This window comes from Glacieibacterium frigidum, assembly GCF_007097155.1.
Classification (GTDB): domain Bacteria; phylum Pseudomonadota; class Alphaproteobacteria; order Sphingomonadales; family Sphingomonadaceae; genus Glacieibacterium; species Glacieibacterium frigidum.
This window is the reverse complement of sequence record NZ_VJWA01000002.1, coordinates 1,061,637-1,074,056: the sequence shown is the minus strand read 5'-3', so window position 1 is coordinate 1,074,056 and position 12,420 is coordinate 1,061,637. Positions and strand designations below refer to the sequence as shown.

General features: G+C 70.4%; 15 protein-coding genes. 7 read left to right on the top strand and 8 right to left on the bottom strand.

Annotated elements, in window-relative coordinates; all coding sequences use genetic code 11:
- Positions 1-25 precede the first annotated feature (25 nt).
- Positions 26-1,108, top strand: coding sequence for an anhydro-N-acetylmuramic acid kinase (locus tag FMM06_RS14685; protein ID WP_144335079.1), 1,083 nt, complete (start codon positions 26-28; stop codon positions 1,106-1,108).
- A 5-nt stretch (positions 1,109-1,113) separates the two neighbouring features.
- The gene (locus tag FMM06_RS14680) at positions 1,114-1,653 is read left to right on the top strand and encodes a dihydrofolate reductase family protein (RefSeq protein ID WP_144335078.1); all 540 of its coding nucleotides are present in this window, start codon (positions 1,114-1,116) and stop codon (positions 1,651-1,653) included.
- Here the strand turns inward: FMM06_RS14680 and FMM06_RS14675 are convergent.
- Positions 1,650-2,042 (bottom strand): winged helix-turn-helix transcriptional regulator, encoded by a 393-nt coding sequence (locus tag FMM06_RS14675; protein ID WP_144335077.1) that lies wholly within the window; start codon positions 2,040-2,042, stop codon positions 1,650-1,652. The genes FMM06_RS14680 and FMM06_RS14675 overlap by 4 nt on opposite strands.
- A gap of 80 nt (positions 2,043-2,122) precedes the next feature.
- Here FMM06_RS14675 and FMM06_RS14670 point away from each other — a divergent pair, with 80 nt between their 5' ends.
- Positions 2,123-2,737: an FMN-dependent NADH-azoreductase gene (locus FMM06_RS14670; protein ID WP_144335076.1), complete on the top strand. Its 615-nt coding sequence runs from the start codon at positions 2,123-2,125 to the stop codon at positions 2,735-2,737.
- A 116-nt stretch (positions 2,738-2,853) separates the two neighbouring features.
- Complete coding sequence (locus FMM06_RS17280) at positions 2,854-3,450, top strand: PEPxxWA-CTERM sorting domain-containing protein (RefSeq protein WP_235889332.1); 597 nt, start codon at positions 2,854-2,856, stop codon at positions 3,448-3,450.
- Positions 3,451-3,507: 57 nt separating this feature from the next.
- Here FMM06_RS17280 and FMM06_RS14660 read toward each other — a convergent pair whose 3' ends face one another.
- Positions 3,508-4,143 carry an alpha/beta hydrolase gene (locus FMM06_RS14660; RefSeq protein WP_144335075.1) on the bottom strand — a complete coding sequence of 212 codons (636 nt, stop codon included), beginning with the start codon at positions 4,141-4,143 and terminating at the stop codon, positions 3,508-3,510.
- A 61-nt stretch (positions 4,144-4,204) separates the two neighbouring features.
- Between FMM06_RS14660 and FMM06_RS14655 the strand changes: the two genes are divergently transcribed.
- The gene (locus FMM06_RS14655; RefSeq protein WP_144335074.1) at positions 4,205-5,338 is read left to right on the top strand and encodes a cysteine desulfurase family protein; all 1,134 of its coding nucleotides are present in this window, start codon (positions 4,205-4,207) and stop codon (positions 5,336-5,338) included.
- A complete protein-coding gene (locus tag FMM06_RS14650) occupies positions 5,335-5,664 on the top strand; it encodes a 2Fe-2S iron-sulfur cluster-binding protein (protein WP_144335073.1) in 330 nt (109 codons plus the stop codon). The genes FMM06_RS14655 and FMM06_RS14650 overlap by 4 nt, the downstream gene beginning before the upstream one ends.
- Here FMM06_RS14650 and FMM06_RS14645 read toward each other — a convergent pair.
- The 5 genes from FMM06_RS14645 to FMM06_RS14625 form a co-directional block, all read right to left on the bottom strand.
- Positions 5,661-6,296, bottom strand: coding sequence for a cupin domain-containing protein (locus FMM06_RS14645; protein ID WP_144335072.1), 636 nt, complete (start codon positions 6,294-6,296; stop codon positions 5,661-5,663). The two genes, FMM06_RS14650 and FMM06_RS14645, sit on opposite strands and share 4 nt — an antisense overlap.
- Before the next feature lie 26 nt (positions 6,297-6,322).
- The gene (gene holA / locus FMM06_RS14640) at positions 6,323-7,354 is read right to left on the bottom strand and encodes a DNA polymerase III subunit delta (RefSeq protein WP_144335071.1); all 1,032 of its coding nucleotides are present in this window, start codon (positions 7,352-7,354) and stop codon (positions 6,323-6,325) included.
- Positions 7,351-7,884, bottom strand: coding sequence for an LPS assembly lipoprotein LptE (gene lptE, locus FMM06_RS14635; RefSeq protein WP_144335070.1), 534 nt, complete (start codon positions 7,882-7,884; stop codon positions 7,351-7,353). The genes holA and lptE overlap by 4 nt, the downstream gene beginning before the upstream one ends.
- Positions 7,885-7,973: 89 nt before the next feature.
- The gene (leuS, locus tag FMM06_RS14630) at positions 7,974-10,523 is read right to left on the bottom strand and encodes a leucine--tRNA ligase (protein WP_144335069.1); all 2,550 of its coding nucleotides are present in this window, start codon (positions 10,521-10,523) and stop codon (positions 7,974-7,976) included.
- Positions 10,524-10,534: 11 nt separating this feature from the next.
- Positions 10,535-10,975, bottom strand: coding sequence for a DUF3576 domain-containing protein (locus FMM06_RS14625; RefSeq protein ID WP_144335068.1), 441 nt, complete (start codon positions 10,973-10,975; stop codon positions 10,535-10,537).
- Between the two features lie 238 nt (positions 10,976-11,213).
- Between FMM06_RS14625 and FMM06_RS14620 the strand changes: the two genes are divergently transcribed.
- Positions 11,214-11,927 carry a porin gene (locus FMM06_RS14620; RefSeq protein ID WP_144335067.1) on the top strand — a complete coding sequence of 238 codons (714 nt, stop codon included), beginning with the start codon at positions 11,214-11,216 and terminating at the stop codon, positions 11,925-11,927.
- Here FMM06_RS14620 and FMM06_RS14615 read toward each other — a convergent pair.
- Positions 11,924-12,403 (bottom strand): thiamine phosphate synthase, encoded by a 480-nt coding sequence (locus tag FMM06_RS14615; RefSeq protein ID WP_144335066.1) that lies wholly within the window; start codon positions 12,401-12,403, stop codon positions 11,924-11,926. The genes FMM06_RS14620 and FMM06_RS14615 overlap by 4 nt on opposite strands.
- Positions 12,404-12,420 lie beyond the last annotated feature (17 nt).

Genomic DNA, 12,420 nt, shown 5'->3' with positions numbered 1-12,420 from the left:
CATCCCGACCGGTGGGGAGAAAGAGATGCTCGCGATCGGCCTGATGTCGGGGACCTCGATGGACGGGATCGACGCCGCGCTGATCGACACCGACGGCGAGGGCGCGAACGTGCGCATCGGCTTCCATTTCACCCCCTACGACGAGGCGATGCGCGCCCGGCTGCGCGCCGCCTGCACGCTGGCGCTGGGGGTCGAGCGGCCCGGGCCCGACATGGTCATCGATCCCATCGCGCGCGACCTGACGCTGGCGCATGCCGAAGCCGTGGCGGCGCTGCTCGCGGCGACGGGCACCGCACCCGACGAGGTCGGGGTGATCGGCTTCCACGGGCAAACCGTTGCGCACCGGCCCGAGCGTGGCTGGACGTGGCAGATCGGCGACGGCGCACTGCTCGCGCAGGTCACGGGCATCCGCGTGGTTCACGACTTCCGCTGGGCCGACGTCGCGGCGGGTGGCCAGGGCGCGCCGCTCGCGCCGGGCTATCACCGCGCGTTGGCGGGCGGGCTCGAGCGGCCGCTGGGGGTGCTCAACCTCGGCGGCGTCGGCAATCTGACGTGGTTCGGTGAAGACGCCTGGCTCAGTTTCGACACCGGCCCGGCCAATGCCCCGATCGACGATTGGGTTCGCGAGCAGACCGGGGCGACCCGTGACGAGGGCGGCGCGCTGGCGGCGGCGGGCGCGGTGCACGACAGCGTCCTCGATAGCATGCTTGACACGCCGTGGTTCGACCTCGCGCCGCCCAAGTCGCTCGACCGCGATGCATGGAACGTCCAGGCGGTGCGCGGGCTCAGTGCGGCGGACGGCGCGGCGACGCTGACCGCTTTCTCCGCCGCGACGGTGGCGCTGGCGCTGAACCATGTGCCCGCGCCGCCCCGCAGACTGCTCGTCACCGGCGGCGGGCGGCACAACCCGACGCTGATGGCGATGCTCGAACGCCGCACCGGGATCCCTTGCGAACCCGTCGAGGCGGTCGGCTGGCAGGGCGACGAGCTGGAGGCGCAGGCCTTCGCCTGGATGGCGGTGCGGGTGCTGGACGGCAAGCCGACGAGCTGGCCGGAAACGACGGGCGTGCCGCAGCCGACCAGCGGCGGCATCGTCAGCGAGGGGTGACGCGTATGCGGAAGTTTACGGCCTTCCTGTTCATCTCGCTCGACGGCGTCGTCGAGGCACCCAACCTGTTCGTCCGGCCCAACCTGTACGAGGATTTCGATCCGCTGATCGCCGCGTCGATCGCCGGGCAGGACGCCGTGCTGCTCGGCCGCACGATGTACGAGGAATGGTCGGCGTTCTGGCCGGGGAGCGACATTCAGCCCTTCGCGGACTTCATCAACGCCGTGCCGAAGTTCGTCGTGTCCCGGACGCTGACCCATGCCGGCTGGCCGGGCACGACGATCCTGCCGGGCCCGTTCGACGGCGAGATGGCGCGACTGAAAACCAGCGACGGCGGCACGGTCGGGGTCAGCGGCATCCGCCTGATCCAGTCATTGCTCGTCGCCGGACTGCTCGACGAGCTGCAGTTCTGCCTCGTCCCCGTCGTCGCCGGGAGCGGCCGCCGCCTGCTCGAGGGTCACGACACGCCGGTCCAGCTCGACCTCGTCTCGGCGCAGACGACGCGTGCGGGGCTGCAGTATCTGATCTACCGCCCGCGCGCCTAGTCGTCGCGCTTGTCGAAGGCGTCGCGCGCCGCCTCGATCGTCGGGATATGCTCGAACGCCCAGCCGCCGAGCGCGCGGACGGGCACCAGCAGCGAATGGCCGAGGTCGGTCAGCGCATAGTCGACCCGCGGCGGGATGGTCGGGAAGACCGTCCGTGTCACCAGCCCGTCGCGCTCCAGCCCGCGCAGCGTCAGCGTCAGCATGCGCTGCGAGATGCCGCCGATGGCGCGCTTCAGCTCGTTGAAGCGGCGCGGACCGTCGGCCAGCATCATGACGATCAGCACGGTCCATTTGTCGCCGATGCGCGTCAGCACGGTGTTCACCGCGCGGCATTCGCCGGGCAGGCCGATCTCGGTGGCGGCGGTTACAGCGGTGTGCGCGGGGCTCAACAATGTGCCTCCTTGGCGGTGTGTGGGCGGGTATGCATATAGCCCAGGTCACAAAGCGATACCACCCAAGGAGATCTGCCATGAAACTGCTTCACCTCGATTCGAGTATCCTCGGCGGCAATTCGGTCAGCCGCACCCTGTCCGCCGACGTCGTCGCGCGCCTCGTCGCCGCCGCGCCCGGCACCACCGTGACCTACCGCGACCTCGCCGCCGATCCGGTGGCGCACCTCAGCGGCGCCTATCTGGCAGCGGCGCAGGCGGGTCCGTCGGGCCACGACGCCGCGATAACCGCCGACCTCGCCACCGGCCAGGCGGTGCTCGCCGAGTTCCTGGCCGCCGACACGGTGGTGATCGGCGTGCCGCTCTACAATTTCGGCGTGCCCAGCCAGCTCAAGGCGTGGATCGACCGCATCCTGATCGCCGGCCAGACCTTCCGCTACGGCCCCGACGGCCGCCCCGAAGGCCTGGCGGGCGGCAAGCGCGTCGTGCTGGCACTCGCCCGCGGCGGCTTCTACGGCCCCGGCCAGCCGAGCGAGGCCTTCGAACACGGCGAGAGCTATCTGCGCGCCGCCCTCGGCTTCATCGGCATCACCGACATCGAGGTCATCGCCGCCGACGGCCTCGCGGTCGGTCCCGAGCAGAAGGCCGCGGCCCTCGCCGATGCCGGGCAGCGGATCGCGGCACTGGCGGCCTAAGGTCGATCCATCACGGCAAGCAGCCCGTTGGCGACCCGCGCCGATGGGCTGCGAAATCCCTCGACAAGACCGCCCTGCAAGCTACGGTCAAACCGTTGTTATAAAGGGGCATAGGCGTGAAAGTTGCAGGTTTCTGTGCGGGGTTGCTGGTCTTGTGCGCGTCCCAGGCGAGCGCGGCTGTCGTCGGCTTCGACGCCCTTATCAGTCCGACCTTCAGTGCAGTCGCCTCGCCGTATTCGGAGGGAGGACTGACCTTCAGCGTCGCGCGCACGGAAAGCGACGCCCTTGGCAGCTGGGGCCAAGACAGCGAGTATAACGGTGACCGCGGTGGTGCGACGCTGCTGCCAAACTATGGAGACCGGCTGACGGTCACGAAGACCGGCGGCGGTGTGTTCGACCTCGCGTCGTTTCGGCTGGGGGACGTCTACAATCAAGGGGTCGCCGGATACATCAACGCGTCCTTCACTGACGCGTCAGGCACCTTTTCGGAAGTGTTGCGCCTCGACCTGAACCCTGGCCTCGAGCGCTTCGTGATCAATCGCACAGCCCTGCTGTCGTTCAGCCTGCAATATAATCCATCCTTCCAGATCGATGACATCGCATACGATATGGCGACCAGCGTTCCCGAGCCCGCGAGCTGGGCGATGATGCTTGGTGGGTTCGGCGTTGCCGGCGCCGCGCTGCGGCGGCGCCGATCCGTTCTCGCTAGCTGACGTTCACCGTGGCTGCCCGGATCATCGACTGAACCCTGTGCTGAGAGGGCTCAGGGTTCAAACCCCCCGCTTATCCAGATACGCGTCGACCACCGCCATCAGTTCGGTCATCTCGTGCTCGAAGAAGTGATTCGCGCCGGGGATCGTCTCGTGGTCGATGGTGATGTGGCGCTGGGTCTTGAGCTTGTCGACGAGCTTCTGGACGCTGGCGCCGGTCACCACCTCGTCCTCCGCGCCGTCGATGATGATCCCGCTCGACGGGCACGGCGCGAGGAACGTGAAGTCATACATGTTGGCGGGCGGCGCGATCGAGATAAAGCCCTTCACTTCCGGCCGGCGCATCAGCAGCTGCATGCCGATCCACGCGCCGAAGGCATAGCCGCCGACCCAGGTCTGCGACGCCTCGTGGTTGAACTGCTGCATCCAGTCGAGCGCCGATGCCGCGTCGCTCAGCTCGCCGATGCCCTGGTCGAACACGCCCTGGCTGCGCCCGACGCCGCGGAAGTTGAAGCGCAGCGTCGCAAAACCGCGCCGCACGAAGCTGTTATACAGCGCGATGACGATCGGGTGGTTCATCGTGCTGGTCTGCGGATGCGGCTGCAGCAGGATGGCGACGGGCGCACGCGGGCGCGGGCCCGGCTGGTAACGGCCTTCGAGGCGACCCTCGGGGCCGGTAAAGATGACGTCGGGCATTGGTTCTCGCGATTTTGCTGAAAGACGGGCTTGTGCCGCTATATAGGCACGAACGACAATGATGGAACGTCCGATCTACCTCGACTATGGCGCGACGACGCCGCTCGACCCGGCGGTCGATGCGGCGATGCGGCCGTGGGGGGTGGAGCGCTACGGCAACCCGCACTCGCCGCACCGCTGGGGGTTCGAGGCGAATGCCGCGGTGGCGGTGGCGCGCGGGCAGGTCGCGGCGCTGCTCGGGTGCGCCGACGACGCTGTAAGCTTCACCAGCGGCGCGACCGAATCGGTCAACTGGGCGCTGAAGGGCGTGGTGACCGCACTCGGCCAGACCCGCCGCCGCATCGTCACGCTGGCGACCGAGCATAGCTGCGTGCTGGCGACCGCCGAGTATCTGGCGAGCATCGGCGGCGCGGTGACCGTCCTGCCGGTGAAGCCCGATGGGCTGGTCGATCTCGACGTGCTCGCGGCGGCGCTCGGTGACGATGTCGCGCTCGTGTCGGCGATGCTGGTCAATAACGAGATCGGGGTGGTGCAGCCGGTGCGTGCCATCGCCGACCTCGCCCATGCCGCCGGCGCGCTGATGCACTGCGACGCCGCACAGGGCTTCGGCAAGCTGCCCTGCGCCGTCGACGATCTGGGCGTCGACCTGCTCAGCCTGACCGCGCACAAGATCTATGGGCCGAAGGGCATCGGCGCGTTGTACCGGCGGGCGGGGGTCGCGCTGACCCCGCTGCTCCACGGCGGCGGGCAGGAGGACGGGCGGTCGGGCACGCTGCCCCCTGCGCTGTGCATCGGGCTGGGGGAGGCCGCGAATATTGCGGGCGCGCGGATGGCGGAGGATGCCGCGCACGCCACGCTGCTGCGCGACCGGCTGCTCGCGGCGCTCGACGGCGGCTACCAGGTCAACGGGTCGATGGACGCGCGCTGGCCGGGCAACCTCAACCTGTCGTTCGACGGCGTCGACGGCGCGCGGCTGCTGCCGGCGCTGCGCGGCATCGCGGTATCGAGCGGATCGGCGTGCGCCAGCGCGGGCGGGCGCGCCAGCCACGTTCTCGCCGCCCTCGGCCTCGACGCCGCTGCCGCACGGTCGAGCCTGCGCCTCGGCTGGGGGCGCTTCACCACAGTCGCCGAGATCGACGCCGCGGCGGCCGAACTCAACGCCGTCGTCTCGCGCCTGAGGTTGAAAGCTGCATGACTCGCGTCCGTTTCATCTCCGCCGACGGCGGCACCACGGTCGAGGTCGAGGGCAAGCCCGGCACCCGCCTGCTCGATCTGGCGCAGGCCAACGACCAGCCGCTCGAAGGCACGTGCGAAGGCGCGATGGCCTGCTCGACCTGCCACGTCGTCATTGCGGCCGCCGACTTCGCCACCCTCCCCAAGGCGAGCGCCGAGGAAGAGGACATGCTCGACTTCGCCTGGGGCGTGACCCGCACCTCGCGCCTCGCGTGCCAGATCTGGCTGAGCGAAAGCCTCGCCTCGCTCGAGGTGCGGATGCCGGGCGGCAGCGTGGATATGCGCTAGCGGCCGGTTCGGCAGAAGCCCGTCGGTTGCCAGTTCCCGCCAGGGATAATTTGGGGCTGGCCCGCAGGCGCGAGGATCAGGACGAGGTTCCGCCGTCCCTTGGGTGCCGCCTGCAGGTGCGGCCCGCCCTCGACGATATAGGTGCCCCCGGCCTGGATCAGGCGCTTGTCGGTCGGCGACTCCATGCACTGCTCGCCCTCGACGACGTAGAACGCCTCGGGACCGGGATGCGAGTGAACGCGGGTCTGCATGCCCGGCGGAAAGATGGCCTCGGCGAAATGCGCCGTCACTGCACCCGCGGGGACCTTGAGCGGCCCGATCATTGCGCGCCTCGTGCCGCCGCCGACGGCTTCGGACGGTCCGCCGAGCACGTAGAGCCAGGACCTGGAATGTGCCTGCGCGACCGAGGCCCAGCGATGTCGCCGCGCCTCTGCACTGGCAGCCGCCTCGGTCGGAAACTCGTGAATCTGCCAGTAGATCTCGGACGGTGCACTTGTCAGGTCGATCTGGCCGGTGCGGTAACAGCCCGGCGTCTCGGGGTTTGCCGGCACCGGGGCGGTGCACAGGCCGGGAACGGGCGGCACGTCGGGCTGCGCCATCGCCGCGGCCAACAGGAAGATCGGTGCAAGCACAGCTACATCCTCATCCACGAAAAACCCTACCGCCGCGCCCCCGCCGCCTGAACCGCGATCCCCAGCAGCGCCTGCATCGCCAGCACGTCGCCCGCGCCGCCCGGTGACTTGATCGCGCGCTCGGTCGCGAGCAGGCGGGCGAGCGCGGCGCGGAGCATGGGGGTGCGCCAGCGGGCGACCTCCTGCGTCATCGCGGCCTTTTCCTTCCAGAACACCGGAGGCCGCGCGCCGTCGACGGCGCTTTCGGGGCTCGCGCCGCCGTCGACCGCCTGGCGCAGGTCGAGGAGCTGCCACAGGCGACGGGTCATGGCGCGCAGGAGGGTGATGCCGGCGCTGCCGCCCCCGAGCTGCGCGAGCTGACGCTCGACTTCGGCTGCATCGCCGCGCGCGATTGACGCGACGAGCGCCTGCGCCTCGCCGTCGCCGACGTCGGCGCCGATGCTGACGAGGTCGGCGAGCTCGAAGACCTGGGGTGCGGCTGGGCTCGCGTCGAGGAACAGCGCGAGCTTCTCGACCTCGCGGCGCAGGACGCCGCGGTCGCCGGCGCACGCCTCGAACAGCTTGGCGGCCGCACCGCGCCCGGCGGTCAGCCCGAACTCGGCACCGATCTCGTCGATCGCGGCGCCCGCGTCGCGCGCCGAAGGGGCGTAGCTGGCGAGGGACAGCACCGCCTTGTGCGCCTCGCACGCGGTCAGCAGCTTGGAGCCCTTGCGCAGCGTGCCCGCGACCAGCACCACCGGGTTGCCCGGCGGGCCGTCGAGCAGCTGGGTCAGCGCCGTGAGGGTATCGTCGTCCGCCCCGTCGACGCGGATCAGCGTGCGGTCGCCGAACATCGACACCGCGCCTGCAGCGGCGACGAGGCGGGCGGGGTCCTTGTCGAGCTCGGGCGCGGGAATGGTCTCGACCGCGAGCGGGTTGCCGCTGTCCGCGAATTGCCGCGCGAAGCGGTCGGCGAGATCGCGCGAGGCCGACTCGTCGCCGCCGTGCAAGAGGACGGCGCGGACCGCCGGGTCGAGCTTCGCGGCGGCCGCGACGATGCGGGCCCGCTCGGCCTTCATTTTGGCGCGGCGGGGTACAACTGCCCGGTGCGCGCGACCTCGGCGATGCGCGCCGCGATCTGGCGCGCGACCTCGACCGACAGGCGGTCGAGCGCGCTGTTCTCGGCCGAGACGACGGCGAAGTCCGAACTGACGCGGTCGATTCCGGCGTCGGAGCCCGCGGTCGCGTCGAGCAGCACCGCGCCGGTGGCGACCTGCACGACACGGTAGCGCGCGCGCAGCGTCCGCCGCTCGCGCGCGATCGAATTGTCGCCGCGGATACCGAAGCCGGTGATCGCATCGTCAAGCTCGACCTCGAGCCGCAGGCGCGGCGTCTCGCCCGGGTTGCCGAGCCGGTCGCGCAGCGCGTTGCCGACCAGGAAGCCCGCACGATCGGGGATCGGCGCGACGGCGATGTCGCTCAGTGCCATCGCAACGGGCCCGCTGCCGCCGCCCGAATAGACGGGCTGCAGACCGCAACCGGCGACCAGGGAGAGGAGGGCGAGTGCCACCACTTTCCCGCCGTCATGCTGGCGAACGCCAGCACCCATGGCTGCCCCATACCCGGGCTTCCGCGTTCGCACAGCCGTGGGTGCTGGCGTGCGCCAGCATGACGAACCGGAAGGGGAGCGCAGAAACATCATGCGACCAGATTGACCAAACGGTCGGGGACCACAATCACCTTGCGTGGCGGCGCGCCGTTCAGGACGCGGCGGATCTTGTCGAGGTCGAGCACAATCGCCTCGACGGCGTCGCGGTCGAGCCCCTTCGCGATCTGGATCGTGTCCTTCAGCTTGCCGTTGACCTGCACCGCGATGGTGACCGAGTCCTCGACCAGCAGCGCCGGGTCGGCGACCGGCCAGGGCGCGTCGGCGATCAGGCCCGCGCCGCCCGTCGCAGCCCAGGCTTCCTCGGCAAGGTGCGGGACCATCGGCGACAGCAGCAGGATGAAGATGCGCACCGCCTCGGTCCGCGCCGCGCTAGGGGCTGCGCGCTCAAGGGCGTTGGCCAACTCGTACAGGCGGGCGACAGCCTTGTTGAACTGCAGCTTGTCGAGGTCGGCAGTCACCGCCGCGACGGTACGGTGAGTCAGGCGGGTGAGCGCGTCGTCTGAGCCTTCGCCGCCGGTCGACTGTGCGAGCTTCCACACCCGCTGGACGAAGCGCCACGCGCCCTCGATGCCCGACTCCGACCACGCCAGGTCGCGCTCAGGGGGTGAGTCGGAGAGCATCACCCAGCGCACGGCATCGGCGCCGTAGCGCTCGATCCAGCTGGCGGGGTCGACGACGTTCTTCTTCGACTTCGACATCTTCTCGACGCGGCCGGTGGTGACCGCCTCGCCCGATGCGATGATGGCGGGCACTTCCTCAGGTGACAGCCAGCGGCCGTCGGCGCCGCGATAGGTCTCGTGCGTCACCATCCCCTGCGTGAACAAACCGGCGAAAGGCTCGGTCGTGGCGGTCCGCCCGATGCGGTGCAGCGCGCGCGTCCAGAAACGCGCGTAGAGCAGGTGCAGGATCGCATGCTCGACCCCGCCGATATACTGCGCGACCGGTAGCCATTGATCGGCAACCTTCGCATCGAACGGCGCATCGCCCGGCGCGCTGGCGAAGCGCAGGAAATACCACGACGAATTGACGAACGTGTCGAGCGTGTCGGTCTCGCGGAGCGCCGGCTCGTCGCACGACGGGCAGCGGACGTGCTTCCACGTCGGGTGATGCTCGAGCGGATTGCCCGGCCTGTCGAAGGTCACGTCGTCGGGCAGCACGACGGGCAGCTGGTGCTTCGGCACCGGCACCGCGCCGCACGACGGGCAGTGGATGATCGGGATCGGCGTGCCCCAATAGCGCTGGCGCGACACGCCCCAGTCGCGCAGCCGCCAGACGGTGACGCCCTTGCCCCAGCCTTCCGCCTCGGCGCGCGCGATGACGGCACGCTTGCCCTCGTCGACGCTCATGCCGTCGAGCCAGAAGCTGTGCACCAGTGTGCCGGGACCTGTGTAGGCCTCGTCGTGGATCGGGGCGTCGGCCTCGCCCTCGGGCGCGACGACGCGCGGCACCGGAAGCGCATATTTGCGCGCGAAGTCGAGGTCGCGCTGGTCGTGCGCCGGACAGCCGAAGATCGCGCCGGTGCCATAGTCCATCAGCACGAAATTGGCAACGAAGACGGGCAGGCGGATCGTCGGGTCGAGCGGGTGGATCACCGACAGGCCGGTGTCGTGGCCGCGCTTCTCGGCGCCCTCGATGTCGGCGGTCGCGGTGCCCCCGGCGCGGCATTCGGCGATGAACTCGGCAAGCGCCGGGTCGGACGCGGCGCAGGCGGCCGCCAGCGGATGGTCGGCGGCGACCGCGGCGAAGCTCGCGCCGAACAATGTGTCGGGGCGCGTCGTGAAGACGTCGAAGCTCGAGGGCGGGGTCGCGTCGTCATGCAGCACGATGCCGCTTTCGGCCGACAGGCCGCCGTCGACCGCGGGCGACGCCTCGAGCTGGAAGGTAAAGCGCAGACCCTGGCTCTTGCCGATCCAGTTCTCCTGCATCAGCCGGACCTTGTCGGGCCAATGCTCGAGGGTGCCGAGCCCGTCGAGCAGCTCGTCGGCGAAGTCGGTGATCTTCAGGAACCACTGGCTCAGCTGGCGCCGCTCGACCGTCGCGCCGGAGCGCCAGCCCTTGCCGTCGACGACCTGCTCGTTGGCGAGCACCGTCATGTCGACGGGGTCCCAGTTGACCGCGCTCAGCTTGCGCGTGACGAGGCCCGCGGCGAGCAGGTCGAGGAACAGCGCCTGCTCATGCCCGTAATAGTCGGGCTCGCAGGTCGCGAGTTCGCGGCTCCAGTCGAAGGCGAAGCCCAGGCCCTTCAGCTGCGCCTTCATTGCGGCGATGTTGGCGCGGGTCCAGTCGCCGGGGTGCACGCCGCGCTCGATCGCCGCATTCTCTGCGGGCATTCCGAAGGCGTCCCAACCCATCGGGTGGAGGACCTCCATGCCCTGCATCCGGCGCACGCGTGCGACGACGTCGCCCATCGTGTAGTTGCGGACATGCCCCATGTGGATGCGCCCCGAGGGATAGGGGAACATCTCCAGGATGAAGGTCTTGGGGCGTGGCGATGCGTCGTCGGCGCGGAAGGTGCCGCCATCGGCCCACGCCGCCTGCCAGCGCGCCTCGGCCGCCTTGAAATCGAACCGCGTCTGCATGGGCGGCGGGGTCAGCTGCCCATCTGCGCACGGCGCAGGTCGCGCGCCTTGCCCAGGATCGCCTCTTCCAGCTTCTGCACCGTGCCGGCGCGCACCGTCGCCTCGACCCAGCCGCTCGCGGCTAGCGTCTGGCGCGACGCGGAAACGCGGATCGCATCGGCGCGCAGCTGCGTGTCGAGGATGGCGATCGTCACCTTGACGCGCTCGTTGGGCACCGTCGGCGAGGCGTACCAGTCGGTGACGATGACGCCGCCGTTCGAATCGACCGTGGCGATCGGCATGAAGGCGATCGTCTCGAGCGCCGCCGACCAGAGGTAGGAATTGACGCCGATCGTCGCGATGCGCGCCGGGGCGAGCGCCCCCGCCGACTTGGCGCGGTCCTTCTTGCCGCAACTGGCAACCGCCAGCCCGCAGACCATCGCGATCAGCACCGTCGCCCGCATCGCACCCATCGTCACGCCCTTTGAAACCTTGTCCGCGCGGGCTTATAGGACGCAGGCAGCGGGGCGCATAGCCCCGTGGGGGCCCCACGCCCTCGCCGGGGAGTGTGTGCGCGCGACCACAGGTATGATTTAATCGCGCAGGCGGCGTGGGAAATGTTCATGTTGCGACGTTACTCTATGGGCGAGTGATGAGTCGGCTGATAGGCGGCGAATTGGAATGATCAGGGGTCTGCATCGGTTTGTCGGCGTGGCCGGCGTAGCGGCGATTTTCGCCGCGGCGCTGCCGTGCGCCGCGATCGCCGCCAAGGCCCCGGCCAAGCGCACCGCCAAGGCGCGTGTCACGACCGAGGCGGCCGACCGGTTGCGCGGCACGACGCTGACCCCGTTCGCGCCGCAGCTGCTCGACAGCGCGCGCTTCACCTTCACCGCACCCGGCCGCACCGCCGCCAACGCGCGCCTCGACACGGTCGAGCGGGCCTTCCGCTTCACGCCATCGGGCCAGTCGGGCCGCAAGGCGCTGTCGATCGGCGTCACGTCGCGCGTCGTCACCGCTGCTGCCGACACGTCGCGGATTGCTCCCGATGCAGGCGCGCCGACGGCGTACAACGTCGGGCTGTCGGTCGGCTGGCGTGGCTTTGCGGTGGCGGGCGGCTTCACCCGCGTCGATACCGGCCTGACCGGCGTCGGCCCGAACCGCCGCGAGGGCGTCGACCTGAGCTTCGGCTACCGCGCGCGCAACTGGAAGACCGCGGTCCAGCTGGCGGCCGAGACGGGTTCGCCGCTTCTGCTGACCCCGCTAGAGCGGCGTTACTCGGTCGATGTCGGCGGCGCCTATGCCCTCGGGCCGCGCCTCTCGCTGTCGGGCGGCGTGCGCTACAAGCTCGCCCCCGTCGCGCCGAGCCTGCTCGACCCCGACCGCGACGACCAGTCGGTCTATCTGGGCACGGCGTTCAGCTTCTAACCGGTCCACGCGTCGATCGCGCCCCACGCGACCGCACCGAGCGGGCGTAGCGTTTCGAAGCGTCGCGCCGTCATCCCGCCGAGCGCCGCGACCGGCACCCCTGCGCCGCGCACCATCAGGCCGTAGCGGACGCGGCCCAGCACCGGTGCGCCCGGGTGGCTGGCGGTCGCGAACACCGGCGAGACGAAGACGAGGCACGCACCCCGGCGGCGTGCGGCGACGATCTCGGCACGGTCATGCGCCTTGGCGATGCGCGGGTCGCGGCTGTCGACCAGCACCAGCCGCCGCCGCGCTGCGACCAGCGCGACGCGCGCGAACAACCGCCGCCGCGCTGCGGGCGCCAGGTCGACGTGCCCGAACACCACCCCCGCGCCGCGCGGCAGGCGGTCGAGCGCGATCCACAGCGCCTCGCCCAGGCGCGGCTCGGCGAACAGCCAGGCGACGGGCCAGTCAACGGGAAGGTGGCGCGTGCGCATCGTCGCCGCCTATAGCA